Annotated in this window: 24 protein-coding genes and 1 pseudogene; 6 read left to right on the plus strand and 19 right to left on the minus strand. The window is 58.9% G+C overall.

Features of this window, described 5'->3' with window-relative positions; genetic code table 11:
• Positions 1 to 12: 12 nt before the first annotated feature.
• The 7 genes from LAB08_RS14595 to LAB08_RS14625 form a co-directional block, all read right to left on the minus strand.
• On the minus strand, positions 13 to 849 hold the full coding sequence (locus LAB08_RS14595) for an amino acid ABC transporter ATP-binding protein (protein WP_096511503.1): 837 nt from the start codon (positions 847 to 849) through the stop codon (positions 13 to 15).
• Complete coding sequence (locus LAB08_RS14600) at positions 836 to 1,624, minus strand: amino acid ABC transporter permease (RefSeq protein WP_096511501.1); 789 nt, start codon at positions 1,622 to 1,624, stop codon at positions 836 to 838. Before LAB08_RS14600 ends, LAB08_RS14595 begins: the two co-directional genes overlap by 14 nt.
• Entirely contained in the window at positions 1,614 to 2,348 is a 735-nt protein-coding gene (locus LAB08_RS14605; RefSeq protein WP_096511499.1) for an amino acid ABC transporter permease, read from the minus strand. Before LAB08_RS14605 ends, LAB08_RS14600 begins: the two co-directional genes overlap by 11 nt.
• Complete coding sequence (locus LAB08_RS14610) at positions 2,345 to 3,556, minus strand: aminotransferase class I/II-fold pyridoxal phosphate-dependent enzyme (protein WP_096511497.1); 1,212 nt, start codon at positions 3,554 to 3,556, stop codon at positions 2,345 to 2,347. Before LAB08_RS14610 ends, LAB08_RS14605 begins: the two co-directional genes overlap by 4 nt.
• A complete protein-coding gene (locus LAB08_RS14615; protein ID WP_096511495.1) occupies positions 3,553 to 4,977 on the minus strand; it encodes an FAD-binding oxidoreductase in 1,425 nt (474 codons plus the stop codon). The genes LAB08_RS14610 and LAB08_RS14615 overlap by 4 nt, the downstream gene beginning before the upstream one ends.
• Positions 4,974 to 5,825: a transporter substrate-binding domain-containing protein gene (locus LAB08_RS14620; RefSeq protein ID WP_096511493.1), complete on the minus strand. Its 852-nt coding sequence runs from the start codon at positions 5,823 to 5,825 to the stop codon at positions 4,974 to 4,976. Before LAB08_RS14620 ends, LAB08_RS14615 begins: the two co-directional genes overlap by 4 nt.
• Positions 5,826 to 5,886: 61 nt before the next feature.
• Complete coding sequence (locus tag LAB08_RS14625; protein WP_096511491.1) at positions 5,887 to 6,729, minus strand: transporter substrate-binding domain-containing protein; 843 nt, start codon at positions 6,727 to 6,729, stop codon at positions 5,887 to 5,889.
• A gap of 245 nt (positions 6,730 to 6,974) precedes the next feature.
• Here LAB08_RS14625 and LAB08_RS14630 point away from each other — a divergent pair, with 245 nt between their 5' ends.
• The gene (locus LAB08_RS14630; RefSeq protein WP_096511489.1) at positions 6,975 to 7,826 is read left to right on the plus strand and encodes a LysR substrate-binding domain-containing protein; all 852 of its coding nucleotides are present in this window, start codon (positions 6,975 to 6,977) and stop codon (positions 7,824 to 7,826) included.
• A gap of 301 nt (positions 7,827 to 8,127) precedes the next feature.
• On the opposite strand, the pseudogene LAB08_RS14635 reads toward LAB08_RS14630, so the two are convergent.
• A pseudogene (locus tag LAB08_RS14635) lies at positions 8,128 to 8,571 on the minus strand (tripartite tricarboxylate transporter substrate-binding protein); the annotation flags it as partial.
• Between the two features lie 178 nt (positions 8,572 to 8,749).
• Here LAB08_RS14635 and LAB08_RS14640 point away from each other — a divergent pair.
• Positions 8,750 to 9,121: a hypothetical protein gene (locus LAB08_RS14640; protein ID WP_096511485.1), complete on the plus strand. Its 372-nt coding sequence runs from the start codon at positions 8,750 to 8,752 to the stop codon at positions 9,119 to 9,121.
• Between the two features lie 2 nt (positions 9,122 to 9,123).
• Positions 9,124 to 9,303: a DUF1289 domain-containing protein gene (locus LAB08_RS14645; protein WP_096511483.1), complete on the plus strand. Its 180-nt coding sequence runs from the start codon at positions 9,124 to 9,126 to the stop codon at positions 9,301 to 9,303.
• A 20-nt stretch (positions 9,304 to 9,323) separates the two neighbouring features.
• Here LAB08_RS14645 and LAB08_RS14650 read toward each other — a convergent pair whose 3' ends face one another.
• Positions 9,324 to 10,613 carry an NAD(P)/FAD-dependent oxidoreductase gene (locus tag LAB08_RS14650; RefSeq protein ID WP_096511481.1) on the minus strand — a complete coding sequence of 430 codons (1,290 nt, stop codon included), beginning with the start codon at positions 10,611 to 10,613 and terminating at the stop codon, positions 9,324 to 9,326.
• 84 nt (positions 10,614 to 10,697) lie between these two features.
• On the minus strand, positions 10,698 to 11,537 hold the full coding sequence (locus LAB08_RS14655) for an alpha/beta hydrolase family protein (RefSeq protein WP_096511479.1): 840 nt from the start codon (positions 11,535 to 11,537) through the stop codon (positions 10,698 to 10,700).
• Between the two features lie 107 nt (positions 11,538 to 11,644).
• Between LAB08_RS14655 and LAB08_RS14660 the strand changes: the two genes are divergently transcribed.
• Entirely contained in the window at positions 11,645 to 12,265 is a 621-nt protein-coding gene (locus LAB08_RS14660; RefSeq protein ID WP_254007535.1) for a GntR family transcriptional regulator, read from the plus strand.
• A gap of 3 nt (positions 12,266 to 12,268) precedes the next feature.
• Here LAB08_RS14660 and LAB08_RS14665 read toward each other — a convergent pair whose 3' ends face one another.
• From LAB08_RS14665 to LAB08_RS14685, 5 genes are all read right to left on the minus strand, one after another.
• On the minus strand, positions 12,269 to 13,822 hold the full coding sequence (locus LAB08_RS14665) for an ABC transporter substrate-binding protein (protein ID WP_096511475.1): 1,554 nt from the start codon (positions 13,820 to 13,822) through the stop codon (positions 12,269 to 12,271).
• Between the two features lie 67 nt (positions 13,823 to 13,889).
• Positions 13,890 to 15,521 (minus strand): dipeptide ABC transporter ATP-binding protein, encoded by a 1,632-nt coding sequence (locus LAB08_RS14670; protein ID WP_096511473.1) that lies wholly within the window; start codon positions 15,519 to 15,521, stop codon positions 13,890 to 13,892.
• Positions 15,521 to 16,393, minus strand: coding sequence for an ABC transporter permease (locus tag LAB08_RS14675; RefSeq protein ID WP_096511470.1), 873 nt, complete (start codon positions 16,391 to 16,393; stop codon positions 15,521 to 15,523). The genes LAB08_RS14670 and LAB08_RS14675 overlap by 1 nt, the downstream gene beginning before the upstream one ends.
• A complete protein-coding gene (locus LAB08_RS14680; RefSeq protein ID WP_096511468.1) occupies positions 16,390 to 17,331 on the minus strand; it encodes an ABC transporter permease in 942 nt (313 codons plus the stop codon). The genes LAB08_RS14675 and LAB08_RS14680 overlap by 4 nt, the downstream gene beginning before the upstream one ends.
• Positions 17,332 to 17,396: 65 nt before the next feature.
• Positions 17,397 to 18,530 carry a C45 family autoproteolytic acyltransferase/hydrolase gene (locus LAB08_RS14685; protein ID WP_096511466.1) on the minus strand — a complete coding sequence of 378 codons (1,134 nt, stop codon included), beginning with the start codon at positions 18,528 to 18,530 and terminating at the stop codon, positions 17,397 to 17,399.
• Between the two features lie 307 nt (positions 18,531 to 18,837).
• On the opposite strand from LAB08_RS14685, the gene LAB08_RS14690 reads away from it, so the two are divergent.
• Complete coding sequence (locus tag LAB08_RS14690; protein ID WP_096511464.1) at positions 18,838 to 19,362, plus strand: cupin; 525 nt, start codon at positions 18,838 to 18,840, stop codon at positions 19,360 to 19,362.
• Between the two features lie 24 nt (positions 19,363 to 19,386).
• Here LAB08_RS14690 and LAB08_RS14695 read toward each other — a convergent pair whose 3' ends face one another.
• The 4 genes from LAB08_RS14695 to LAB08_RS14710 are packed head-to-tail and all read right to left on the minus strand — an operon-like array spanning position 19,387 to position 23,380.
• Positions 19,387 to 20,475, minus strand: coding sequence for an ABC transporter ATP-binding protein (locus tag LAB08_RS14695; RefSeq protein ID WP_096511462.1), 1,089 nt, complete (start codon positions 20,473 to 20,475; stop codon positions 19,387 to 19,389).
• Positions 20,476 to 20,514: 39 nt separating this feature from the next.
• Positions 20,515 to 21,312 (minus strand): ABC transporter permease, encoded by a 798-nt coding sequence (locus LAB08_RS14700; protein WP_096511460.1) that lies wholly within the window; start codon positions 21,310 to 21,312, stop codon positions 20,515 to 20,517.
• The gene (locus LAB08_RS14705; RefSeq protein WP_172901604.1) at positions 21,309 to 22,229 is read right to left on the minus strand and encodes an ABC transporter permease; all 921 of its coding nucleotides are present in this window, start codon (positions 22,227 to 22,229) and stop codon (positions 21,309 to 21,311) included. The genes LAB08_RS14700 and LAB08_RS14705 overlap by 4 nt, the downstream gene beginning before the upstream one ends.
• Before the next feature lie 23 nt (positions 22,230 to 22,252).
• Complete coding sequence (locus LAB08_RS14710) at positions 22,253 to 23,380, minus strand: extracellular solute-binding protein (protein ID WP_096511458.1); 1,128 nt, start codon at positions 23,378 to 23,380, stop codon at positions 22,253 to 22,255.
• Positions 23,381 to 23,732: 352 nt separating this feature from the next.
• Between LAB08_RS14710 and LAB08_RS14715 the strand changes: the two genes are divergently transcribed.
• Positions 23,733 to 24,506 (plus strand): creatininase, encoded by a 774-nt coding sequence (locus LAB08_RS14715; RefSeq protein WP_096511456.1) that lies wholly within the window; start codon positions 23,733 to 23,735, stop codon positions 24,504 to 24,506.
• The last annotated feature ends 148 nt before the right edge of the window (positions 24,507 to 24,654 follow it).

A 24,654-nucleotide genomic window follows, 5' to 3' on the forward strand; every position in this document is an offset into this window, starting at 1 on the left:
GGCTCCTCGGTTTTAGACGGACAGGCTGTAGCGGCCCAGATTGGTCAGCAGATAAGGATCGTTGGCGACAGAGGGACGGCGCCCCGGATCGCCCATGGCATGGCGCAGAAACGCCTGGGTGCGTTCGCTGGCCGGATTCTGAAAAATCTGCGCGGCGCTACCGTGCTCGACGATCACACCGTTTTCGGTGAAGTAGACGATGTCGCTGATTTCTTCGGCGAAACGCATCTCGTGGGTGACTAGCACGCAAGTCATGCCCTCTTCGGTCAACTCGCGAATCACGGTCAGCACCTCGCCGACGGTTTCCGGGTCGAGTGCCGAGGTCACCTCATCGAAAAGAATCAGCTCCGGGCGCATCGCCAGTGCACGGGCAATCGCCACCCGCTGTTGCTGACCACCGGACAGTTGTCCCGGATAAGCATCGGCCTTGTGCTCCATGCGCACTTTGGCCAGCAAGGCACGCGCTTGTTTTTCCGCATCGGCACGGCTACGCCGCAACACCTTGCGCGGTGCAATCACCAGATTCTCCAGCACCGACAGATGCGGGAACAGGTTGTACTGCTGAAACACAAACCCCACGCGTTTGCGCAGTTCGATGCGCTGGGCTTCCTGCAGCAGCGTGTGAACCTCGGTAGAGCCGACGCGGATGCTGCCACGCTGGGGCTGCAACAGCCCGGTGATGCAGCGCAGGATGGTCGACTTGCCGGAGCCGGACGGGCCGATGATCGACACCGCTTGCCCCCGGTGCACGTCGAGGTCGATGCCTTTGAGCACCGGGTTGCTGCCAAACGACAGGTGCAGATCGCGCAGGCTCACCAGCGGCTCGGCGACAGTTTCAATAGAAGGCATAACGTCGCTCCAGGCGTTGGGTGAGGCGGGAAATCGGGTAGCAGTAAGCGAAGAACAGCACCAGCAGGCTCAGGTAGATCACCACGGTGAAACCGGTCATGTTCACGGTGTTGCTGGCTATCTGCGCGGTGTCGATCACGTCATGCACCCCCACCAGAGAGGCCAGCGCGGTGCCCATGGTGATCACCGCATACAGGTTCATCCACGGCGGCAACATGCGCTTGAAGCACTGCGGCAGGATGATCGAGCGGAAAATCTGCCCCCGGGTAAACGCCAGCGAGCGCGAGGCCTCCCATTGTGTGCCGGGGATCGACGCAATGGCACCACGGAAGATCTCCGCGACGTTGGCACTCGCCGGCAAGGCCAGGCCGATCGTCACCTTGACCCAGTCCGGAAACGAGACGTAAGCGCTGCCGACGTGGATCTCGAACGGAAACACGTAGGTGGTGAAATAGATCAGCACCAGCCACGGAGCGTTGCGGAAAATCTGCACCCAGATCCGTGCCGGCAAACGCAGCAGGCGCAGCGGCGATAACGCAAGCGCCCCCACCAGCAACCCCAGCAGCGAACCCAATGCGATCGCGAGCAGACTGATCAGAATGTTCTGGCCAAAGCCGGCGGCCAGGGCTGGCGACCATTGCAGCAACGCCTTCAATACCGGGCTTTGCGGGGTGAACCAGAGCAACCAGAGCCCGGCGCCGACCAACAGCAACAGTTTGCCGGCATGCCGACGCGACCAGGCCACCGATGGGGTGACGGACGATTCAATGGCCATAGCCGGGCATCCTCAGGCGCGCTTCAAGGTAACGCCCCATACAATTGACGATAAAACTCAGCAGACCGAAAAAGCTCAGGATCAGAATCATCAGTTCCAGCACGTTATCGCTCTGCGTCCAGATCATGATCGACGCGTAGGTGATGTCGCCGACGGCAATCGCCGAGGCGACGGCAGTCATCTTCACCAGGTCGATCAGGTTGTTGATCAGCGACGGCAAAGCGAAGCGCACGGCCAGCGGCAGTTGCACGTTCCATAGCAACTGGCGGCTGCTCAATGCGAGCGAACTGGCCGCCTCCAGCGTCACCGCCGGTACCGCCTCGATACCGGCGCGCAGGGCCTCGGCATGGAAAGCGCCCTTGTGCAACGAAATCACGATCACCACCCAGGCGAACGGCGTCAGTGGGTTCGCCGCACCCACGGCTTGAGTGAGCAGCATGTTCAAGACGAGGAACGCGCAATACAGCTGCACCAGGGTCGGTGTGTTGCGGGTGACTTCGACGAACACACGTGCCGGTTTCGCCAACCAGGGATTGCCCGACGTCAGCATCGCCGCCAGTCCGAGCCCGGTGAGCAAACTGCCGAGGATCGTGAACAGACACAACCACATCGTGGTCAACGCACCCTGCACCATGGTGCCGCGTTGATAGGCGTCCAGCAGGAAGTTGTAGTTCAGACCGAGCCCGGCAGCCCAGTGGACGAAAAGCTCCAACCCATGACTCATGCTTCACCCCGCAAGAGCGCGCACGCCCGGGCGATGCGACGTCCGGCTTCAGCGATGCTCTCGGTCGCGGTGGCGATGGACAGCCGAAACCACGGCGACAAGCCATAAGCACTGCCTGCCACCCCGGCCACACCCTCCTCCAGCAAATACGCCACGACATCGTCATCGCTGTCGAGGCGCGCACCGTCCGGACGATATCGCCCCAGCAAACCAGCGCAGCGGACAAACAGAAAGAAGCCACCCTGTGGCTCAAGCACCTCAAGGCCGTCGACGTCGCGCAAGGCGCTCACCAGCAAATCCCGACGCTGTTGATAGGCCGCGACCTGCTCGGGCAGGAAATCCAGCCCGCCATCGAAGGCTGCCAATGCAGCGGCTTGCCCCACCGAGGACGCTCCGGAAGTCGATTGCGATTGCACGACGGCCATCGCGCTGGTCAGCACCTGCGGCCCGGCACCGAAACCGATGCGCCAACCGGTCATGGCATACGTCTTTGAGACACCAGCCACTAACAGGCAACGCGATTGCAGATCCGGTGCAACATTGAGCAGGTTCTGTGCAGGTTGACCGTCAAAACGGATGTGTTCATAGAGTTCATCCAACAGAATCAGCACCTGTGGATGACGGCGCAGCACCTCGGATATCGCTTGCAACTCGACCTCGCTGTACACCGCGCCGCTAGGATTTCCGGGGCCGTTGAGGATCAGCCAGCGCGTGCGCTCGCCGATGTGCTGTTCAAGCTGTTGTGCCGTGAGCTTGCAGCCCTGGGCCAGCCCGCATTCGATGAATACTGGCTCGCCACCGTTGAATCGCACGCTGTCCGGAAACGACGGCCAGTAAGGCGTGGGCACCAGCACTTCATCGCCCTCGTCGAGGGTCGCGGCGAAGGCGTTGAAAATAATCTGCTTGGCCCCGTTGGCAATCACGATGGAGGGCAACGGATAGTCCAGGTGATTTTCGCGCTGGAGCTTGCGCTGCACGGCAACCCGCAAGGCTTTCACGCCCGGCGTCGGCGTGTACTTGGTGGCACCGGCGGCAATGGCGGTATAAGCAGCCTGCTTGATGTGCTCGGGCGTGTCGAAATCCGGCTCTCCGGTGGTCAGGTCGAGAATGTCGTGACCGGCCTCGCGCAACTCGGTGGCGTGGGACTTGGCGGCGGCATTGGCCGACAGCGAGACGCGCTGCACGCGTTGGGACAGGCGCAATGTCATGACCGAACCTCCTGTAATACTTTGCCCGGATTGAGCAGATTGCGCGGATCCAGGGCCTGCTTGATGCGGCGCATCAGATCGAGTTCCACCGCACTTTTGTAGCGCCCGAGCATGTCCAGTTTGCGCTGGCCGATACCGTGTTCGGCACTGATGGAACCACCGTGTGCATGCGCACTGTCATGCACCAGCCGGCTCAACGTCGCGTAATGGGCCATGTGCGTTTCGGCCGTCGAATCCAGGGGGTGAACGACGTTGTAATGCAGGTTGCCATCGCCCAGATGGCCGAAGGTGTAATGACGAACACCGGGGAAATGAAGCTGCAACAGCGCGTCAGTGTGGGCGACAAAATCCACGATCCGGGAAATCGGCACCGAGATGTCGTGCTTCATGTTGCGGCCGGCTCGCTTTTGCGCCTCGCTCATGTTTTCTCGCAACAGCCACAGTGCTTCGCTTTGCGCGAGGCTTTCGGCGATCAATGCATTGGCGAGCAAGTTCCTTTCAAATGCTTCGCCGAGCACTGTTTCAAACGCTTCGCGGGCGTGACTCTCACCATGGTTGTCCGACAGTTCCAGCAGAGCGAACCAGGGCTGGCTTACGCCGAGAAAAGGTTGCGGCCCCTCGGGAAATTGCTCGCGCAACAACGCCAGGCAAACGTCACTGAGCAGCTCGAAAGCGGTGAGGCTGGCGCCGAAACCCGCGCGGGCATGGGACAGGAATTGCACCGCCTGCGACAGCGAATCAAAGGCCAACAACGCGGTGGCTTGCGCCTTGGGTAAGGGGAACAATTTGAGGGTCGCGGCGGTAATAATCCCGAGGGTGCCTTCGCTGCCGATGTACAGGTCGCGCAAGTCGTAGCCAGTATTGTCCTTGCGTAAACCGCGCAGGCCATTCCAGATTTCACCCTCGGCGGTCACCACTTCCAGCCCCAGCGTCAGGTCGCGGGCATTGCCGTAGCGCAACACTGCAGTGCCGCCGGCATTGGTGCCGAGATTGCCGCCGATGGTGCAACTGCCTTCGGAGCCAAGACTCAGGGGAAACAGCCGACCAACCTCACGGGCGACGTCCTGCACGTTTTGCAGGATGCAGCCGGCCTCGACGGTCAGCGTGTCGTTGTCGGCGTCCACCACACGCACCCGATTCAGGCGATCCAGCAAAAGCAAAACAGCTCGGCCGCTGGTGTCCGGTGTGGCGCCGCCCATCAACCCGGTGTTGCCACCCTGCACCACTATCGGCGTATCGCAAGCGACACAGGCACGAACCACAGCTGCGACCTCTTCGGTGTTCGCCGGGTGCACGACGGCAACCACCTGCCCCACGTAACGCCCTTGCTTGTCGGTCAGGTACGGCGCGGCTTCTTCGCTGCTCTGCACATGGCTGGCGCCGAGCAGTTGTTGCAGGGTTACAAACAACGGTCGACTCATCGCTGCACCGCCAGCGGCGCAGCATTGCGATATTGCTCGTGCAAGTCACGCAAGGCCGCGGATGGTGCCATTCCCGTACGCTCGCCGAGTTCGATCAGCCAGCCGCTGCGGTGCCAGTCACGCACAATGGCATCCAGTTTCGCCTGGGTATCGTGCTCGCCCTTGCGCAACCAGATCACCGAGTTGGACGGGATCAGATCACCTGGCAGCGGAATTTCATACCCAGCCCATTCGGCATCGCTCAATAGAGCATGCATGGTCGGGCTGACATGCACCGCCGCCACGCAACCATTGCCGCGCAGCGACAGCAGCGACTCGGACTGACTGCGGAACGCCTTGATCTGCGCACCGTAGGTTTCCTGTAACGGCTTGATGAAGTTACTGCCCTGGGATACGCATACCGGCTTGCCCTTGAGGTCGGCCCACTGGGTAATGCCCGAGCCTTTGCGAATCAAAGCCGCCCCGCCTACCTCCTCGTAAGGCGTGGGCACATAATCGAGTATCTCGCCGCGCTCTTCGGTGAACTGCATGTTGGCGATCAGGATGTCGACCTTGCCTTGCTGCAAAAACTGTACGCGGTTCGGCGCGAGCACCGAAACGGTGTTGGCCTCGACGCCCAGCGCCTTGGCCACACCCTTCGCCAATTCGACGTTGTAGCCTAAATGCTCGCCAGTCTTCGGATCGATGGTGCCAAATGGTGGGCCACTAAGAATCACCCCGACACTGATGGCGTGGCGCTGCTCGATCTTGTCCAGCGTGGCATCGGCCCGGGCCAGGCTTGCGCCCAATGCAACAACGCTGGCCAGGCACAGTGAGGTCAGGTTTTTAGCGGAAAAATGACGGTTCATGCGCGACTACCTTGGATAGCCGTCGCGCGATGCGGCGGCGTATTGAATACGATGAGGTGAATCAGGCGCCATTGGCCTGGAACTGCTTTTGCAACTCGACCAGCGCAGGTGACGCGGGGGTGATGTGGTTGCGGGTCTGGGCTTCGATCAACCAGCCGCTGCGGTGCAGTTCCTTGACGATCGGGTCGAGCCTGGCCTGGGTGTCGCTTTCACCACGGCGCGTCCAGATCACCGACGGCGCCGGATTGAGCTCCGGACTGATAGCCCGATAGCCTTGCCATTCGGTGTTGTCGGCGATTAACGGATTGATCAGTGTGGCGTCATGTACCGCCGCGACACAGTTGTTGCCACGCAGTGCCAACAAAGACTCGGACGAACTTTTGAACGCCTTCAACTCAACGCCCAACTCGGTGAGTGGCTTGATGTAACTGCTACCCTGCGAGGTGCAGACCGGTTGCCCTTTGAGGTCTTCCCAACGAGTGATCTTGCTGTCCTTGAGCACTGCGGCGGTGCCGCCGACCCGGTAAAACGGTGTCGGTACAAAACCGAGGATCTCGCCGCGTTCTGCCGTCCACTCCATATTGGCGATCAGTAAATCCACTTTGCCCTGTTGCAGAAACTGCACGCGGTTGGCCGGCAACACCGGCACCAGTTGCACTTCAGCCCCCAACTGGCGACCCAGCTCCTGCGCGAGTTCGACGTTCAAACCGCGCGGTTTCTGTGTGGCAGGATCAATGCCGCCAAAGGGGCCGCCTGACAACAGCACACCGACCACCAACACATGACGCTGCTCGATCTTATCCAGCGTCGCGTCAGCCCGGGCGGCGGTACCGGAGGCCAGTGAGATCAAGGCGCCCAACATCACGGGCAATAAACGTTTTATAGGTGCGCGCTCGAATAACATGGATTTCCTCTCAAGAATGATCGGCAAAGTCCCGATCTGATGAGTGGGCATCCTGCGTACAGCGCCGAGGTAACGGAAATACAAATATCTAATATCGTTATAACTCAGGCGCTGTCATTTTTTAGATAAACGCTAATAAGCCCGCGTTTATCGGTCTCTGCGAGGTTCCAGAAAAATCAATTTCTCCGAATACATAAAAATATGTAATGTTTATGTTCACACCCTTGATATAAAAAGCAGCCGCCATGTCGACCCTCGATCTCGAATTACTGCGTACCTTCATTGCCGTAGTCGATCACCACAGCTTTGCAGAGGCCGGCGTGCAACTGGCCCGCACACAATCGTCGGTCACTCAGCACATGCAACGCCTGGAGCACCAGGTCGGGGTCAGCCTGTTCGAAAAACGCGGGCGGCAAAAGCAGCTCACGGAAGCCGGGCAGCAGTTGCTACGCCATGCACGGCAGATGCTTTCGCTCAACGATGACGCGCTTAACTCCTTGCGCGAAAGCAGTTTGAGCGGCGTACTGCGCATTGGCTCACCCCATGACATCGCCGACACCATCCTGCCACCGATTCTCAGTCATATCGCGCGCTCGGCTCCGCGTTTGCGCCTGGAAATCGACGTCGGCCGCAGCCCGTTTCTCATGGACGACCTGCACCGGGGCAAGGTCGACATGGTAATTTCCACTCGCGAAGACCCCAATCTGGAAGGTTTTGCCTTGCGCACCTCGCCGGTATGGTGGATTTGCTCTGCGCAGTTTCTTCATAACCCCAGCGAGCCTTTGCCGTTGATCCTGGTGGATGAGCCCAGCATCTATCGACGATATGCTCTTGAGGCCCTCGAGCGCGCCAACATTCCTTGGCGCCAGGCTTATCTGGCGTCGAACCTGATTGGCATCAAGGCGGCGACGCGTGCAGGTCTTGGCGTCACTGCCAGAAGCATGGAAATGTTAGGCCCGGATATGCGGGTGCTGGGTGAAAGTGATGGTTTGCCCCGTCTGCCGGACGTCACCTACCACCTGTGGATTCGACCCAATACGCTTAATCCTCTGGTGCGTCGGGCTTATGAGTTGATTCGCAGTAGCCGCGGGCATTGAATCGCGTTTTTACACACTCTGGCCAAAAGCAGCCATTCTTCCAGAACGCAACAGATCGCTGATGTTCTACTGGATGCTTTAGCAAGCCAAACTGATATTCGAACGGAGCCTCATCAAGTGGGCAATTATCGAATACGGCACGCCGTGCAAATGCCTTGTCGGCGACCTACGTTCAATCCCTTGTTTCTCAAGGCCTGGGCGATAACTTCAGATCAATTCAGATGGTCTTCGGCGATCAGAATACGCATAGACCTCTCCCAAAACCCTGGCTTGGGCAGCTAGTAGCACTGACCATGGTCAATTACTGAGGCAGGGCAATTTCTTTGACCAGTAGCCTGTAATTCACTATCTGCTGCTTCACGTACTTATCCAGCTCCTCACCGGTCAAGGCAAAGGGCAGCAACTTACGTTCGCTACGAAGTGTGGCGAAGGTTTCCGAAGTCAGCTGCTTATCGAAGGTGTCTTTCCACCAAGCGTACGTTTCGTCACTCACTTTTGGCCCAAGGTAAAAACCTCGAACAACCGGACAGACGATGTCGTAGCCCTGCTCCCTGGCAGTCGGGATGTCTTTCATTTCAGGCGTATCCAGGCGGCTTTCCGAGAACACCGCAAGTAGGCACACTTCACCGCGCAGGACATAGGGCATGGACTCGAAAACGTCGGTACTGCTGACCTGAATGTGCCCGCCGAGCAAAGCAGTGGTGATTTCACCACCACCTTCCAAGGCGATATTACGCAAGTCTTGTATGTCTGGCGCTACAGGATTGCGACGTGTCAAATCGACCTGAAGCGATGCTAGAGCTTTCGATAACCTTTCAACACAATTTCACTGTCGTAAGGAAAAGTCGCTCATTGACGCCTTTTGCTGCTTTCTCCCTGCAGACAGTGCAAAGTACCTCCCTTTTTTTCCAAAGGAGCCGGCCATGCCTCTGGGCAAACGTGAACTCGCGCGGATCGAGCGCCGTTTAGTGACAACACTCACCGATGCCTGCGAGACGGCAAAAGGCGAAATCAAAGGCTTTGCCTGGCTCACCCACACCGCTGACTTGAGCGCCCTGGCGCAAACGCTGAAAGTGACTTGGGTATTCGAAACGTTGACCGATAAACAGCTCGCCCAGTCCAGTGCGAAAGCGCGAATTTTCGAGCTGACGGCTATCGCGCTGATCGAGGCAAACATCGATGTGAAGCCTTCGGATCTCACTGTCCGATTCGACTCTGAAGAGGAGTGCCAGCGCACCCATGGTGGCGATTGGCAAAGGCGTCTTGCGCAATCACGCGTGACCAAGGGTTTTTGAAGATGGCCAAAGAAATCGAAAATCCATGCATTTCGGTTTGCCAGTTGAGCGGCGATCTGTGCGTGAGCTGCGGACGCAGCAAAGAAGACATCAGGAAGTGGAAACGCATGAAGCGGCCCGAAAAAATGGCCGCTGTGCAAAGGGCGAATGTGCGTTTGAAAGGCCTGAAGAAAGCACACTGACCAATGCGCTCTCGTTGCCCTTACTTGTTAAGGCGCAGCGCGTCGAAAGCATCTCGCGCCTGGCAGGCGGTATAGGTCATTTGCGCGGCGACCAGACCGGCCAGGCCAAAAGTGCGGGTCAACCCGAACTGGCGGAAACCGTCGGGAATCGGAATCGACTTGGCGATAGCGTCAGCCAGAACCTCGCCCGCCACGGTCGTGGGCGCCATGCCATGACCACCAAAACCAACGGCGTGCCAGACGCCGGCTTCATCCTGGCCGATCTGGGCCATTTGATGCCGGCCATAACTCATCAACCCGCCCCAGGAATATTGGATGTCTACACCGTCCAGCTGGGGAAATACGTTTAAAAGATCTGCCTTGAGCAGGCTGGCGATCGCCTCCGGGCTGCGATTGAGCACCGAAATCCGCCCTCCCCATAGAATCCTGCTGTCGCGCAGCGGGCGGTAGTAATCAAACGCGAACCGGGTGTCGTAGATGGCGGATTCACAATCAATAGCCTCTTTCAAGCGAGCGCCGAGAGGTTCGGTTGCAACCACATAGGTGGCAATGGGTAACACGGCACGTTCGACAGGACGATAGACGCCGCGCGCGTATCCGCCACAGGAAAAGATGACATGCTCGGCATGCACTTCCCCGCCCTCGGTTTTCACCACATATTTATTTCCACGCTTCTCGATGACCAGGGCCGATGATTGCTCGTGGATACGCACACCCAATCCCGCCACAGTGCGAGCAATGCCGTACACGTACTTGAGCGGATGAAAGTGGAAAGCGTTGCGCTCCAGCAGGCCGCCGAAATAACGCTCAGTCTTGAGTCGCTCTTTCAGCTGGCCTGGCGGCATGTATGCCCAATCTACCCCGTAGACCTCGCGCATCAGTTTTTGCGGTGCTTCAAGTCTTGACGGGTCGTTGAACCAATTGGCGAGAATCACCCCCTTGTCAACCAGGTCACAATCGATCCCGTACTGTTTGACCCGATGACGGATTAACTCAACGGCATCCAGCGTCAGCCGGTAAAGGCGTTGCGCCTCTTGAGCGCCAAGGGTGGCGAGAAGGTCAGCGTTTCCCAGGCTGTAGCCGCCGAACACGAAGCCGCCATTACGACCCGAAGCACCATGACCGATGCGATGGGACTCCAGAACAACAACGTCATTGATGCCACGCTCGGCCAACCCGAGTGCGGTCGACAGGCCCGCCAGGCCGCCGCCGAGAATACACACTTGAGCATCCACACGACCCGATTGGGCGGGATAGGTTGTGATGTCGGCCGTGGTTTCATAATAGGTTTGCTGGTAATCCGTGGTCATGAGCTTATCCTTCGCGAAACCAATCATCGCTGGTCTATGAATGCAGACAAGACGCCGTCGAAGTGGCCTCGACGGCGCCTTGATTCAATCGCCCAGTTGCAATAAAAAGTCCTGGACATAGGGCACAACCGATAGTCCGGCGTGGGCGGTGTTGGGCACAATGTCTTGCTGAACACGTATGTCATAGGCCTCAAGGTTACGCGCCAGTGTGGTATTGCGCTCCACCCGGGTGCGGCCGGCGTCGTTGATGCCTTCCTTGTATTGCACTGAACCGGGCTCGTAGTGAATTTCCCAGGTTTCCAGGTCTGCGGCCCCCACTAACAGTTGAACATCGACTTCACGCAGCGCATCGACATTCAGGCGTTTACCGAAAATCGCCTCGATGCCTCCGGTGCCCACCCACCAATCGCGCCCCTCATCGATCAAGGTCACCGACCCCGGTGCACCGATAGACACGGAGCGTAGACGTTCGGGGTGCAGGTAGTAAAATCGGTTGGCAAAGTGGCCACCACCCGAATAACCAAACAATGAAAACCGCTGGAACGACGTGTTGAGTGCCTCGGATACTTCATCCACCATGGCCAGCAGGAGTTCGTCATACCGGATGTCCCCTTCCTTGAGGTATTTGAAACCATGCGGGTTGCCATCACCCAGTGGACCTACCGGAAACAGCGGCGCGAGAATGATGTAGCGGTTGAAGCGGCCGAACTCGGCAAACGCGTCCCGATACTCGACCATCGTGCGCCCGGTACCATGGACCGCGACCAGCAAACGATGGCCTTCAGGCGATTGATCAAAGGTTTGCGGAACATAAAGACAATAGGCAAAACGCGGATCCTTGCGGCACGAAAAAATGGTCGTGCTACCTCGGTAGTACATCTGGCGACGCCGCGCTTCGGGGGTGTCTTGAGGGTTGCTCAACATTGTGAAACCTCGTTGATAATTGTGCCATTATTGGTAGATACAGCGGGCCAGGGTCATGCACGGTTGCGACTCGAACACCCACTTTCCAGGTTTTGTGGAAGTCACCCTTGAACAAAAAAACGACTGATCGCAGCCAATTGGTGCTGCTGATTTCAAATGACATCAATGCCGGTATTCTTCCGACCGGCAGCTGGCTCAAGCAGATCGATCTCGAACACCGCTACGGCTGTACCCGACTGGACATCCGTCGTGCGCTGGACCAGTTGGTCCTCAAAAACATGGTCGAACACATCCCCAATCGGGGTTATTACGTCCACACGCCTGACTTGACCCAGGTGTCGGATACCCGCGAAGTTCGCATCGCACTCGAATGTGCAGCGGTCGATCAAATGATCGTCACCGAAGAACGTCTGCAGGCGCTGGACGTCATCGCGCAACGCTTCAGCCGCCTGGTCAACGAAGGCACGATGCAAGAGTGCTACAGCGCCAATCTCGAGTTTCATCGCGGGATCTACGACATGTGCACCAACCGGGTCATGATCGAGTTCATTGAAGAAATTCGCAGCCGTCCCCCATCGTCTCCCGGTGGCACCTGGCGTACGCATCTGCGCGCCGAGCAGTCGAGCCGCGAACATTTCCAGATCCTTGAGCTCCTGCGTAACGGTGACCGCGAACAACTCAAGCGACTGATCGCGGCGCACATCCGTCAAACCCCACTGGAGCCCTGAGTTTCAAGGCTTGATGCTGACGCCCCACAGACGTGGCTTCTGCCCGATCCAGGCGTCGTAGCCTTCTACGTTCTGATTCAGCGCAACGATGTCCAGGCCGTTGTACATGACGATCATCGGCACTTGATCGATGAAGCGCTCATGCAGTTGATCGAAGATTGACTGGCGCTTGGCGACGTCACCTTCCTTCTGTGCCTGGGCCAGCAGCTCCATCGCCACAGGGTCTTCCCAGACCTTGCGCGACTCCTTGTCCTTGTTGCCCGTCACCTGCTCAAAACTCAGCGCCGGATCGAAGCGTGCGGAATAGGTGAAGGACATCGCTTGATAACGTCCGGCCTGGTAACGCTCAAGCTGGGTCCCCCACTCCATGACCTCGACCTGCGCGTTGATACCGACCGCTTGCAGCATCGCCTGGGCAATGATTGCCAGGTCATAACTGGGCACCATCGAACGCTTGTTGGCGACGATCGTCAGGGGCTGACCGCGATAGCCCGCCTCCTGGAGCAGTCGCGTTGCCTTCTGCGGGTCGTAGGTGAAGCCGCGTTGTTCGCTTGGGCCGTAATAGTTGGAGGCCACGCTGATGATCGAGTTATTGGGCACGCCAAAGCCGTTGCTCGTCGTCGCGACCAGTTGTTTGACATCGATGGCAGCGGCAATGGCCTGACGGATTCGCTTGTCCTTGAGCAACGGATCCCGGGTTTGGAACATCAGCACATTCATGGTCGCGCTGGGATCTGTCGAGACCTTGAGCGATGCGTGGGTCTTGATTTCGGGCAGGTCGGTTTCGGTGACTTCAGCCAGGTCCAGGTCGCCCGAAAAGAGCGCCGCCTTGACCGTCGCCTGATCGGGAATAATCACAAACCGTACTTCATGGGTCAGCGCATTCTTGCCGCCGGTATAGCCGTCGCGCGGGCCGGGCAAGGATTGATAATCGGTGAATTTGCTCAGCGTGACGTACTGCCCACGCTTCCACTCGCTCAACTGATAAGGACCCGTGCCGATCGGTGCCAGGAACTCACCCTGGGCATTGACCGAGGCTTTGTTCAGTACCGCGGTGCCGCCGCAGTCGGTCCGCGCCAGCGTGGCGAGGAACATGCCGCTGGGCTTTTCCAGTTCCATCACCACGGTATGGTCATCCGGTGCCGTTACCCTGGTCACCTTGGTCAAGCCGCTGCCATCAAACTCCGGAAGGCAACGCCACTGTGTCTTGGGGTCCATGTCCCGGTTCCAGCTCCAGAGCACGTCGGCGGCGGTCATTAGCTCACCGTTATGGAACTTCACACCCTGGCGCAAGGTGAAGGTGTAGGTCAGGCCATCCGCAGAGACATCGATCTTCTGTGCCAGCAATGGTTTGACTTCGCCTTTCTCCCCATAGGCCACCAACCCTTCGGTCATGTGCAGGACCACCGCATCGGAACGGTCGTCACGATTGACCCCCGGGTCCAGGCTGCGAATATCGGAGTTCATCGCCAGACGCAGGGTTTGCGCCTGGGCGATACCGCAACCGACCATGGTCATCATGCTCAGCGTCAAAGCGTTTACTAAAAAGCGATTCATAAGCGAGTCCTTGATAGAGCTGCAACGGGTTGATACCGCCACCGGTGTGGCGGCTTTAAAAAATCCTTCACACTGCAGCACTGCTGCGTAATTGATAACGCCCATCGGCCAGCCGCACCAACGGATTGGCGGCAGCCAGCAGTCGATGAGTGAAGGCGTGTTGCGGGTGGTCGAACACTTGGGCGGTGGTGCCAATCTCGACCACTCGACCTTGCTGCATGACCGCCACGCGATGGGCAATTCGCTCCACCGCTGCCAGGTCATGGGAGATGAACAGACAGGCAAAGCCGTACTGCTTTTGCAGCCGCTCGAACAACGCCAGGATTTGCTTTTGAATGGTCATGTCGAGGGCGGAAATCGGTTCGTCGGCGATGACCAGCTTGGGGTGACGAATCAGCGCCCGGCCAATCGCCACCCGTTGCCGTTGACCACCGGAAAGCTGATGGGGGAAGCGGTCGGCGAAGAGCGGGTCCAGCCCGACATCCTGCAAAATGGTGCGCACCCGTTCGGCACGCTGCTCGCGATTGAGCCCCGGCACATGGCGCAGCGGTTCAGCGAGGATTTCCGAAATTCGGGCACGCGGATCGAGGGACGATACCGGGTCCTGAAAAATCATCTGGCATTGCAATCGATGCTCGCGATTGGCGCTCTTGAGGATGTCGACGCCATCGAAAAAGATCTCGCCGGCAATCGGATTGACCAACCCGACAACCGAACGGCCAAGGGTGGTTTTACCCGAACCGCTGCCGCCGACCAGCGCCAGGGTTTCACCCGCGGCGATTTGCAGACTGACCCCATCCACCGCACGTTTGGCTTTACCGCGCCACAGGAACCCCTGGCGCCCCGGGTGTTCGATGGTGATGTTACGCATGTCGACCAAAGGCGCGGCCAACGATGCGCTGTCCAGGTTGCCTCGTGTAGGCAGGGCTTCGAGCAGTTGCCGGGTGTATTCAGCCTTGGGGCCCAGCAGGATCTGTTCGGTCGGGCCGCTTTCGATCGCCCTGCCGCTGCGCATCACCACGACTTTATGGGCATGGCGCACCACCAGCGATAAGTCATGACTGATGAACAGGATCGCGGTGCCCTCCTCCCTCGTCAGTTCGAGCATCAGTTCGATGACGTCAGCCTGGGCCAGGGTGTCGAGGGCCGTGGTCGGCTCGTCGGCGATCAACAGCGCCGGGCGCAACAACATGACCGAAGCCAGCATGATGCGCTGTCGCATGCCACCGGAGAACTCGTGAGGAAAGGCGTTCAAACAACGTTGCGGATCATCCATGCCGATCCGGCGCAGCATCTCCAACGAACGGGCAAGAATGGTTTTTTCATCCAGGTCGGTGTGCAGGCGCAACCCTTCCGCCATCTGTTGGCCGATGGTCAATGTCGGGTTGAGCGAGACCATCGGCTCCTGAAACACCATCCCGATCTTCGCGCCGCGGACATCACGCAACTGATCGTAAGGCAAGGTGCACAGGTCGGTATCGGCAAACTCGATACGACCGGATGCGACGCGCATCGGCGGCGGCAACAGCCCGATGACAGCACGTGCCGCCATGGTCTTTCCGCTGCCGGACTCACCCACCAGCGCCACGATCTCGCCGGGTGCCATGTCGAAGCTGAGGTGGTCAACCGCAAGCGAACCCTCGGTTCCCACTTGAATGCAAAGATTACTGACGCGAAGCAAAGGCTTGACGGTATCCATTAGCGACTCATCCGAGGGTCAAGGCGATCACGCAGGGCGTCACCGAAAAGATTGATGCCGATCAGGGCAATGGAAATCATCAGGCCAGGGAAGAAACCCAACCAGGGTGCCGTGACCAGATGCGGCCGGCTGGAGGCCAGCATGTTTCCCCAGGTGGCGGCAGGCGGAGGAACGCCCAACCCGAGAAAGCTCAAGGCGCTCTCCGACAGAATCGCCCAGCCAAACATGCTGGTGGCGAGGACAATCAACGGTGCCACGCAGTTCGGCGCGATATGCCGCCACATCGTGTACAGCTCACCATTGCCAATCACCCTGGAGGCTTCGATGAACTCTCGTTCACGCAAGGACAACACCGTGCTGCGCACCACCCGAACCACGGTGGGGATGTAGGCCAGGCCCAGCGCCAGCACGATGCCGTACTGACTGGCGCCCACAATGGCGAGCAACCCCAGGGCCAGCAACATCCCGGGGAATGCCAGCAACGCATCGTTCACCATCATCAACAGGCGGTCCGTCCAGCCACGCAGGTAACCGGCGAGCAGACCGAACAGTGTGCCGATGCTGATGGCCAGGATCACCGTCAGCAGGCTGATCCACAGGCTGGTGCGGGCACCGATGATGATGCGGCTGAAGACATCGCGGCCGAACTCATCAGTGCCCAGAAGGTGTGGCCAGGACGGCGCCATGAATCGGTTGGCCAGGTCCAGGCGCAGCGGGTCATACGGCGTCCAGACGATACCGGCCACCGCGAGCAGCACCAGCACCCCCAGCAGGCTGCCACCGATCAGCGCGTTGAACGCGAGCGGACGCTTGTGCCCCGTAGCCTTCGATACAGCGCCTGGCGGTGCGGCAATTTCGCTTAATGTCTTCATGCTTTCACCCGAGGATCGAACAGCGGATACATCAAATCTACGAGCAGGTTGACCAACACGTAGACGAACGTAATGAGCAACAGGCAGCCCTGCAGTACGGGGTAATCACGGGCATAAATGGAGTCGACCATCAGGCGCCCGATGCCGGGAATGGTGAACACCGTCTCGATGACAGCGATCCCGCCCAGCAGGTTGCCGAGGATCAGGCCGATCAGTGTCCAGGTGGGGGCAAAGGCATTGCGCAATGTATGGCGCCAAAGCACTGCGCGCTCCGACAACCCCTTGGCCCGTGCATGCGCGATGTAGTCCAGGCGCAGGACTTCGATCGAGCTGGCCCTCTGCATCCGGATAATCACGCCGCTTTCATGCAACACCAGCGTTGCCACGGGCAAGATGATGTAGGCCAGCGCTTTGCCAAAATCCGCCGAAAACGGTACATACCCCACCACCGGCAACCAGCCCAGTTCCAGGCCAAATACATACAGCAGCAACAGGCCCATCCAGAAACCGGGGATCGACAGTAGCAACGTCGCGGTCGTCACCAGTCCCAAATCAACCAGCGTGTCCTGTTTCCACGCCGCCAGCATGCCGAGAGGAACAGCAATCACCGCCGCCAGCGCGACCGCCGTCAAAACGATGGTCACACTGACGCTGAAGCGCTCAAGTACCAGCGGCAAAACGGCCTCATGACTGGTGATCGAAAAGCCCAGATCACCTTGGAACACTGCCTTGAGCCAGATCAGGTACTGCGCGATCACCGGTTGATCCAGCCCGAGGGACTGCCGCATCTTGACCAGACTGGCGGGGTCAGCCATGTCGCCCAGCATCAGGAGCGCCGGGTCACCGGGTATCAACCGGATCATTGCGAAGACTGCAATGGATATCAGCAATAACGTCGGGACCGCCATGGCCAGACGCTGAATGATCAAACGAAACATGTGGGCTCCTCGATGTTGATACGGCCCTCAATCGAGCAGGGCTCAGGCTGGCAACCGATCAATGTTTACCAGGTGGCATACCGTGCGTAATCGGATTCCATCTCGAGACGGTACTGCCCGAATGTACGGTTGATTGCCGGCAAGGAGGCAATTTCCATGAAGCCACTGGCCGGGCGCATCAATATCATCGCCACGGTAGCGGACAGATTGTCCTCGCCACTCGAGCTCGGACGGGGTGGCCGGCAGACGGCAAATGGCTTGCCGAAATCATCGAAGAACGCGCTTTTGAGGTGTTCCAGCGTCAAGCTGCCATGAAATGACTTGAGCAGTTTCTCGACACGGATATCGCGATAAAAGCTTTCGGGTGCACCACCGATGCCGGTGTTCTTCAATTTGATCTGCGCCACTGCGCTGCGCCAATGGTTGGCGTGCACCAGTAGATCGTCGACTTCGAACAGCGGAAACACTTCATCAGGTGCGCATTCGTAGTTGATGGCAAACCCGGCGGCATGACTGAGCATCATGTTGTTCGAACCGGATTTTGGTGTCACCGCCACCGCTTTCATCGATAGGGCGAAATGGTTGGCGTCCAGCGCCTTGCGGCGGATAAGCGGCAATGGCACGCCAAGCACTTGATAGTCGCGATCCGATTCCAGGTTGTTACCCGTGATCGCCGTGCCGATGGAGTTCATGCCTGCGCGGGCCAGCCCACCGGCTTCGGTGAATGTCAGCACATCCGGGCCGTCATCACGACGGATGTGCAGGACCACGCCCGTCTCCGCACACTCCATGCGCCAGTCCCAGTTCTGGCCGTGCAGGACCTCATTGTTCGCGGTGGCGCCTGGAAGGACGATGGCGCCGGTGCAGCCATCCAGTTCCGGTTTGTCCTGCATCGAGCGCCGCCCCAGATGAATGATCTCGGTACGGGCATTGATCATCACAATGGCCTCGAAGTCGTGACCGGAGCCTTCGGCGATGCCCCGCATCTCTTCCAGGTACTGTGGCTCGAACGCTTCGATATTGGGAATGAATTGATTGACCAATCGCTTGATACCGGCCCAGTCATAACCCATGTCCTGCAGTTGCTGACCGTAGATTTCAATGCTGCGAGCAATGATTTGTGGGCAGGCTTTGCCGTATTGCACGCCTCGGGCAAATGGCCCGCCACTCAGTTCGATACACGGGAAATGCTGACTCATGCCCTGCCCTCAAATAGGTTGAGCAAGACACAGAGCAAGGATCAGACCAATTTCACAAAAACCCAATCAATATTGGCGCCAATTTGGATTCCAATAAAGTGTTCGCTCAAAAACGCACCGTTTTCGGCCAGGAAACTGGGTAGTAAATTCACAAACGTGTAAAAACGTGGCACTCCTGATTGAGCTCAAGCCACCCGGAAAAGTAACGGACATTCTCCTGAACGACTGAGCGACATCGAATGTCCACTCTGGGTGACGCTTTCATAACGCTGCCTTCAAGGCGATGCTCGATAACGGAGGATTTTTCATGGTCAGGTCGCAAGCTGTGGATGCTCCCGTGCAAACCCTGCTGCTCGAACGCAACGGATGGGTGCCCAATAACCCGCGCTTACCGGTGCTCATTTACATCAAGGCCATTGCCGTTCAACAGAACGACCCGGCGGACCTGATCGAGAAAACCTTCACCGACAATGGCTGGCCGCCGCAATGGCGTTACGGGGTTTACGACTACCACCACTATCACACCCAGGGTCATGAAGTGCTGGGCGTGGCCAGCGGCTTCGCTCGCGTGATGCTGGGAGGCCCGGATGGCCGGGTGTTGGAAGTCAGCGCTGGCGATGTCTTGTTGTTACCCGCCGGTACGGGGCACTGCAATGTTGAGTCCAGCGATGACTTTCTGGTTGTGGGTGCCTACCCGCCGGGCCAGCATCCCGACATCTGCCGCAAGGCACCCAGTCCGGAGCAACTGGCGAGTATTCTCAAGTTGCCGTTTCCCGAGCATGACCCCGTCCAGGGTTTGCATGGCGCGGTCAGTCGGTATTGGAGTGACTGATCAACGGAAGTCGATTCGACAAGGTCAGTCCCCGCGCAAAATCAGCGCATGCGCACCGTCCCACTCGGCGAAGATCTGTTGCCCGCAGTGCACGCCAAGCAACTGGTAGTCGGCCTGCAGTTTCTGCACCTGCAGCTCGAGCCCATCTTTGGTTTCGAGATAGAGGTTAACCATCGAGCCGATGAACTCTTCACCCACGACCGTGCAGCTCAACCGGTTGCGTCGCACAGGCTGCGCGGTCAGCTCGATATGCTCGGCGCTGATGCAGACTGTCACTCGCTCGGCGGGGACCACCGTTTTACCCTCCGGCAGTCGCGCCAGGAATCCGCCATGCGGCGAATCGATGCGAACCAGTCCTCCATCGTCAAAGCCCACGACCGTGCCGCTCAGGATGTTCTTGCCGCCCACGAACTCCGCGACGAAGCGGTTGTGCGGTTCGAGGAACACCGCTTGCGGCGAGCCAATCTGCTCGACCCGGCCTCGGCTCATGATCACCACACGATCGGCCATGGCAAAGGCTTCGGATTGACTGTGGGTGACGTAGACAAAGGTGATGCCCAGGTCTTTTTGCAGCCCGGTCAGCACGCCTTGCATGCGCACGCTCAGGTGCGCATCGAGCGCACTCAATGGCTCGTCGAGCAACAGGATCGGCGGTTCGGTGACCAACGAGCGCGCCAGCGCCACGCGTTGTCGTTGACCGCCGGAGAGCAGGCTGATATCGCGCGTGGCGAATTCCTCCAGCCCCAGTCGCTCAAGCCACTCAAGCGCCTTCTTGCGACGCTCGGCCTTGGCCATTCCCCTCATGCGCAGGCCGAATTCGACGTTTTCCAGTACGTTCAAAAACGGAAACAGTGCCAGGTTCTGCCAGACCAGCGGCGTGTCCCGTTCCCAGGAGCGCAGGTCATTAATGCGCTCACCGTTAAGACGAATTTCCCCTTCGCTGGGTTTATCCAGCCCCGCGAGCATGCGCAGCGTCGTGGTTTTGCCGCAGCCGCTCGATCCCATGATCGCGACGAACTCGCCTTTGTAGATCTCCAGGTTCATACGCTCGACGGCCTGGTAACTGCCGAAATGCTTGACCACGTTATCGAATACCACCAGTGGTTGAGTCATGGCTGAATCCTTTGTGTCTGGGTGATGGTCAGGGTGGTATCAGGCGTTTGCAGGCTTGCGCCGCCGCATCAGCAGCAGTTGCGCGAGGATCACCAGCGTCATGGTCGTGATAAATACGATCGTGCCGATGGCGTTGATGGTCGGGCTCACCTGCCCTTGCAAGGTATTGAGGATCCGCACGGGCACCGTCTCGTTCAGTCCCGACACGAACCAGGCGACGGCGAATTCATCGAAGGACACGGCCATGGTCACGAACAGCGCGGCGAAAATGCTGGGTGCCGTAAAGGGCAGGATCACATGACGCATGGCTTTCCATTGATCAGCCCCCAGGTTCCAGGCGGCGGCCTCGATGTTCGGGTCCATCTGCGCCAGGCGCATCCGGATGACCGCCATGGCGAACGGTGCGCACATCACGATGTGGCTGATCATCACGGCATATATTTCGCCGGAAAGCCCGACCCGCGACAGGAACGCCAGCATGGCCAGCCCCATGATCACCACGGGAATGGTGGGCGGCAGTAGCGCGAGCGCCATGTAGATCGACTTGCCGAAGAACTGATACCGGAAGTCCGTATAGGCGGCAGTAAACCCGAGCAGGGTCGAGACCAGCGACACGACCAGGCCCACCGTAAGGCTGTTGCGGAAGGCCTGCCAGACCGCCGGGTCGGCGGCAATCGTCTCGTACCAGTGCAGGCTGAAGCCGCCCAGGGGCAAGGACGGGAAACGGTCGATGTTGAACGAGAACACGAAGCTGCCGGCAATGGGCATGAAGATGAAGATGAACACCAGGACGACAAAGCTGCGCAGCAGGAAATTGATCAACCGATGCTCGTTCATGCGCGCCTCCGGTAAGCGAAGCGCACCGCGCCAAAGGCACCGATGAGCAACGTCACAATCATCATCGTGGCGATCACCGCCGCCCGTGGCCACTGCTGGCCGGATTTGGTGGTGTCCGTGATCAACGTACTCAAGGTCGGCGGCTGGCCACCGCCCAGATAGAGCGGACTGACAAAGTCGCCGAACGTCAGGATGAAGCAGAACAGTGCCGCGACCACGATGCCGATCCGTGCCGACGGCACCACCACGCTAAATACCGTTCGCAGCCGACCACAGCCGAGGTTGTGTGCGGCTTCGATCAACGAGCGATCGATGTACATCAGGCTGAACAGTTGCAACAACACCACCAAGGGCAGGCACAGCGTGAAGTAGCCGACATAGGTGCCGAACGCCGTGTTCAGCATGGTAAACGGCTCCAGGCCGACCAGGCCCAGCGCGGCATTGAAGATGCCGTTGTCGCTGAGGAAAACCTGCCATGAATAGGTACGCACCAGGTAGCTGGTGAAGAACGGTGTGACCAGCAGCAACACCAGCAACTGCCTGGTCGAGTCACGGAACTTGAAGGCGATCGTATAAGCGCAGGGAAAGGCCACCAGGCTGACCAGCACCGTGGCGCCCGCCGCCATGGCCAGGGTATGGACATAGGCATCCCAAAAGAAGCCCCGGCTGAACATGTAGCTCCAGTTCTGCCACTCCAACGCCGGCACCATCCGGAAGTTGCGTACTAGCCAAAAACTGATGGCCACCAGAAACACCAGTGGCAATACGAAGAAAATCAACTGCCAGGCCAGGATCGGCATCGAGACACAGAGGCCAAACCCGGGCAAGCGCCATCCCCTCCGGATACCGCGCGGCGGTTTGGCACCGGCGTTATCGGAAAGTACCGACGGTGAAGTCTTCAACTTGTCTGAAATCATGGCGACCCCCTCCGCGCGTTCCATCAGGCACCCTTGTATTGCGACCAGAAGTCGTTCCACTCATCCAGGCTCTGGCGGACCGGCAGTTCGCGGTATTTGATCCGGCCATCGCGGATGTCGTCCATGACGTTGCGCTGCCCAAGTACCATGCCCTGGCGCTGTGCTTCGGCGAGGTCGGTTCGGTTGAGCAGCTCCCAGCCCTTTTTGCTCGGAATGAGCGCTGGATAGGCAGCCATCTTCGCCGACTTGACCTGGCCCTCCGGCGAAGTGATGTATTGGATGAACTTCTTCGCCAGCTCCGGGCTGTGCGCTTTACGGGCGATGCAGTAAGACTCTGTCCATTGCAACCCGCCCTCCTTCGGCAGCACGGTTTTCACCGGTGCGCCGGCGCGTTGCAAGACACCGGTGATCCAGTCACCGATGCCGCACATGGCATGGATCTGACCGTTCTTGAGCGAAGAAAAGGTGCCACCGTAATCGAAGAAACCGCCGATCTGCGGGCGCAGGCTCATCATCTTCTGCTGCACCGCTTGCCAGTGCGCGGCATCGATGTCATAGGGACGCGCATTGCCGTTCATCAAACTGATCTGACCGAGGTTCGGCAGGTGCCAGTCGAAGTGTCCTACCTTGCCCTTGAGGCTCTCGTCCCAGAACACGTCATAGCTTTGCACCTTGGCTTGGGGAACCAGTTGGGTGTTGTAGGCGATGCCGAGGAAGCCAAAGCGGATCAGCACCGAATAGAGCTTGTCGCCCTGCCAGTGGCCGGGAAAATGCTGGAACTCCGGGTAGAAGTCATCAAAGGGATAGTCCGCGGGGTCGAGCGGTTCGATGTATTCGGCGGCATTGAGTTGCTGGACATACTCGGCGTCGGACAGGATCAGGTCGAAGGTGCCGGGCGGCGACTGCGAGATCAGCCCCAGCATGTTGTCCCCTCCGGTGTAGTACTTGGCCCGGACCTTGACCCCGTACTGACGCTCGAAATCGGCAACGATGTCCGGTTCTGCGTGCCCGGCCCAGGCGAGGATGACCAGTTCCTTTTCCGCGGCGGCAAAGCTTCTCGAAGGTAGCAAGCCGGAAAGTGCGGCGGTGCCAGCCAGGATGCCGGTGGTCTTGAGGAAGGTACGGCGTGAAAGGTCGATGCGATTTTTCATTATTGTCTCGCCCTGGGTGATGAAAGTGTCCCCTGCCTGCGTTGGCTGCCAACCACACACAACATTCGCTGGCTGAATGCATTGCAGCAGTTCGCCATCACCCGTTTTTGTGCGCGCCCGACCTGGACTTTGTCAGAACCGACCCTCTCCCCCATCAAAAGCGGCATACCCATATCCGATAATCGGACATAAATGACAAAACAGAGGGTGATTTGTCATTTACGGGTCGGATTTAGACAAGTTGGAGCCCTCCCCCTCTGATCGAATTGCTCCATGCGGCGCCTTTGATTCCTGTAATCCGGGGCGGCGGCCAAAACCACCAAGCGATCAATCACTTTCCAAGGGTCTGTAGATGAACAACAGCGTCGTAATTGGAGAACTCACCTGGCCGGAGTACGCAGAGAAGGTCGCCACTGGCTGCCCTGTCTTCCTGCCCGTGGGAGCACTGGAGCAGCATGGACATCACATGTGCATGGAGGTCGATGTCCTGCTGCCCACCGCGATCTGCAAGGCAGTCGCGCAACAGGTCAGCGGCCTGGTGTTGCCTGCCCTGGCCTATGGCTACAAGTCGCAGCAGAAATCAGGCGGCGGCAATCACTTTCCTGGCACCACCAGCCTCGATGGCGCCACGCTGACCCGGACCGTGCAGGACATCATCCGGGAACTTGCACGCCATGGCGCCCGCAAACTGGTGATGATGAACGGTCACTTTGAAAACTCGATGTTCATTGTCGAGGGCATCGACCTGGCCCTTCGGGAGCTTCGCTACGGTGGCATCACTGACTTCAAGGTCGTCGTGCTGTCCTATTGGGACTTCGTCAACGATCCGGCCGTCATTGCAAAGCTGTACCCCGACGGTTTCCTCGGCTGGGACATCGAACACGGCGGTATTTTCGAAACGTCACTGATGTTGGCCCTGCACCCCGACAAGGTCGATCTGAGCCGTGCCGTTGACCACCCTCCCGCCACCTTCCCGCCCTACGACGTGTTCCCGATCATCCCGGAGCGCACGCCGGCCTGCGGAACACTGTCCTCCCCCAAAGGCTCCAGTCGCGAAAAAGGCGAGCTGATTCTCGAGGTGTGTGTCTCGGGCATCAGCGCCGCCGTGCGCGAGGCTTTTGATTGAGTACCCCTGTGGGAGCGAGCCTGCTCGCGATGGACGTCAACGATAACGCGGGGAATCAGACAGCCCGTGTCGTCCATAAGTCCATCGCGAGCAAGCTCGCTCCTACAACGTGCATGACCCGCCGTAACCCTCCCAAGTAAAACAATAA

Origin of the sequence: Pseudomonas izuensis (assembly GCF_002356535.2) — a bacterium.
In the GTDB taxonomy this organism is placed as follows: domain Bacteria; phylum Pseudomonadota; class Gammaproteobacteria; order Pseudomonadales; family Pseudomonadaceae; genus Aquipseudomonas; species Aquipseudomonas izuensis.

Coding starts and splice junctions, on each gene's coding strand:
- LAB08_RS14670 (WP_096511473.1), bottom strand. CDS start 15,521: ATGGATACCGTCAAGCCTTTGCTTCGCGTCAGTAATCTTTGCATTCAA.
- LAB08_RS14690 (WP_096511464.1), top strand. CDS start 18,838: ATGGTCAGGTCGCAAGCTGTGGATGCTCCCGTGCAAACCCTGCTGCTC.
- LAB08_RS14715 (WP_096511456.1), top strand. CDS start 23,733: ATGAACAACAGCGTCGTAATTGGAGAACTCACCTGGCCGGAGTACGCA.
- LAB08_RS14700 (WP_096511460.1), bottom strand. CDS start 21,312: ATGAACGAGCATCGGTTGATCAATTTCCTGCTGCGCAGCTTTGTCGTC.
- LAB08_RS14610 (WP_096511497.1), bottom strand. CDS start 3,556: ATGACATTGCGCCTGTCCCAACGCGTGCAGCGCGTCTCGCTGTCGGCC.
- LAB08_RS14630 (WP_096511489.1), top strand. CDS start 6,975: ATGTCGACCCTCGATCTCGAATTACTGCGTACCTTCATTGCCGTAGTC.
- LAB08_RS14625 (WP_096511491.1), bottom strand. CDS start 6,729: ATGTTATTCGAGCGCGCACCTATAAAACGTTTATTGCCCGTGATGTTG.
- LAB08_RS14605 (WP_096511499.1), bottom strand. CDS start 2,348: ATGAGTCATGGGTTGGAGCTTTTCGTCCACTGGGCTGCCGGGCTCGGT.
- LAB08_RS14620 (WP_096511493.1), bottom strand. CDS start 5,825: ATGAACCGTCATTTTTCCGCTAAAAACCTGACCTCACTGTGCCTGGCC.
- LAB08_RS14615 (WP_096511495.1), bottom strand. CDS start 4,977: ATGAGTCGACCGTTGTTTGTAACCCTGCAACAACTGCTCGGCGCCAGC.
- LAB08_RS14595 (WP_096511503.1), bottom strand. CDS start 849: ATGCCTTCTATTGAAACTGTCGCCGAGCCGCTGGTGAGCCTGCGCGAT.
- LAB08_RS14650 (WP_096511481.1), bottom strand. CDS start 10,613: ATGACCACGGATTACCAGCAAACCTATTATGAAACCACGGCCGACATC.
- LAB08_RS14675 (WP_096511470.1), bottom strand. CDS start 16,393: ATGAAGACATTAAGCGAAATTGCCGCACCGCCAGGCGCTGTATCGAAG.
- LAB08_RS14655 (WP_096511479.1), bottom strand. CDS start 11,537: ATGTTGAGCAACCCTCAAGACACCCCCGAAGCGCGGCGTCGCCAGATG.
- LAB08_RS14685 (WP_096511466.1), bottom strand. CDS start 18,530: ATGAGTCAGCATTTCCCGTGTATCGAACTGAGTGGCGGGCCATTTGCC.
- LAB08_RS14705 (WP_172901604.1), bottom strand. CDS start 22,229: ATGATTTCAGACAAGTTGAAGACTTCACCGTCGGTACTTTCCGATAAC.
- LAB08_RS14710 (WP_096511458.1), bottom strand. CDS start 23,380: ATGAAAAATCGCATCGACCTTTCACGCCGTACCTTCCTCAAGACCACC.
- LAB08_RS14600 (WP_096511501.1), bottom strand. CDS start 1,624: ATGGCCATTGAATCGTCCGTCACCCCATCGGTGGCCTGGTCGCGTCGG.
- LAB08_RS14640 (WP_096511485.1), top strand. CDS start 8,750: ATGCCTCTGGGCAAACGTGAACTCGCGCGGATCGAGCGCCGTTTAGTG.
- LAB08_RS14665 (WP_096511475.1), bottom strand. CDS start 13,822: ATGAATCGCTTTTTAGTAAACGCTTTGACGCTGAGCATGATGACCATG.
- LAB08_RS14645 (WP_096511483.1), top strand. CDS start 9,124: ATGGCCAAAGAAATCGAAAATCCATGCATTTCGGTTTGCCAGTTGAGC.
- LAB08_RS14695 (WP_096511462.1), bottom strand. CDS start 20,475: ATGACTCAACCACTGGTGGTATTCGATAACGTGGTCAAGCATTTCGGC.
- LAB08_RS14680 (WP_096511468.1), bottom strand. CDS start 17,331: ATGTTTCGTTTGATCATTCAGCGTCTGGCCATGGCGGTCCCGACGTTA.